General features: G+C 68.0%; 1 protein-coding gene. It reads right to left on the reverse strand.

The genetic code is table 11. The features are described 5' to 3' along the window. Positions 1 to 871, reverse strand: an 871-nt coding sequence (locus tag DMX12_RS28855; protein WP_146226892.1) for a phosphopantetheine-binding protein, incomplete at both ends; no start/stop codon positions are given.

The raw sequence follows: 871 nt of genomic DNA on the forward strand, positions 1-871 counted from the left end.
GTGCAAGCAGCGCCTGCTCCAATGCGGCGGCATCCACCGTTTCGGTGCCGCGCAGCAACAGCGACTGGTTCCAGTGCTGCGGCTCGCTCATGCGCTGGGCGAAGAACCACTGCTGGAACGGCAGCAACGGCATACCCCCGACCTGCGGCCCCTGCTCGGCCTTCACCGCGCCCTCGCCTTCGCGCAGCACCGCTGCCAGGCCGCGCACGGTCTGGTGCTGGAACAGCTCCTTGGGCGTGAAGTGAAGGCCCTGCTGCCGCGCACGTCCGACGACCTGAATCGAGACAATGGAATCGCCTCCAAGCTCGAAGAAGTTGTCGTTCACCCCGACCCGTTCAAGGCGCAGCACATCAGCCCAGACTGCGGCCAGGCGGTGCTCACGCGCATTGGCCGGGGCCTCGTAGACCTTTTGCACAAGGGCAGCATCCACGGCAGGCAAGGCCTTGCGGTCGAGCTTGCCGTTGGGCGACAGCGGCAGGCCGTCCAGTACCAGCCACTGGTTCGGCACCATGTAGTCCGGCAGGCCACGGCGCAGGTGCTCGGCCAGTTGTGCCTGCCAATCGGCGGCCTCACCGGCCAGCACCACATAACCGACCAGCTGCTTGCCGTCCGGCACCGTCACCACGGCTTCACGCACCAAGTCGTGCTCCAGCAGACGCGCCTCGATCTCACCCAGCTCGATGCGCAGGCCACGCAGCTTGACCTGGTGGTCGATACGCCCGGCGTACTCGATCACCCCGTCCTCGCGGTAGCGCGCCAGGTCACCGGTGCGGTACATGCGCTCGCCATTGCCGTATGGGCTCACGGCGAAACGCTCGGCGGTCAGCCCCGGGCGGCGGTGGTAACCGCGCGCCAGGCCTGCGCCGGCCAG

Origin of the sequence: Pseudomonas sp. MB-090624, assembly GCF_003205245.1 — a bacterium.
Taxonomy (GTDB): Bacteria; Pseudomonadota; Gammaproteobacteria; order Pseudomonadales; family Pseudomonadaceae; genus Aquipseudomonas; species Aquipseudomonas juntendi.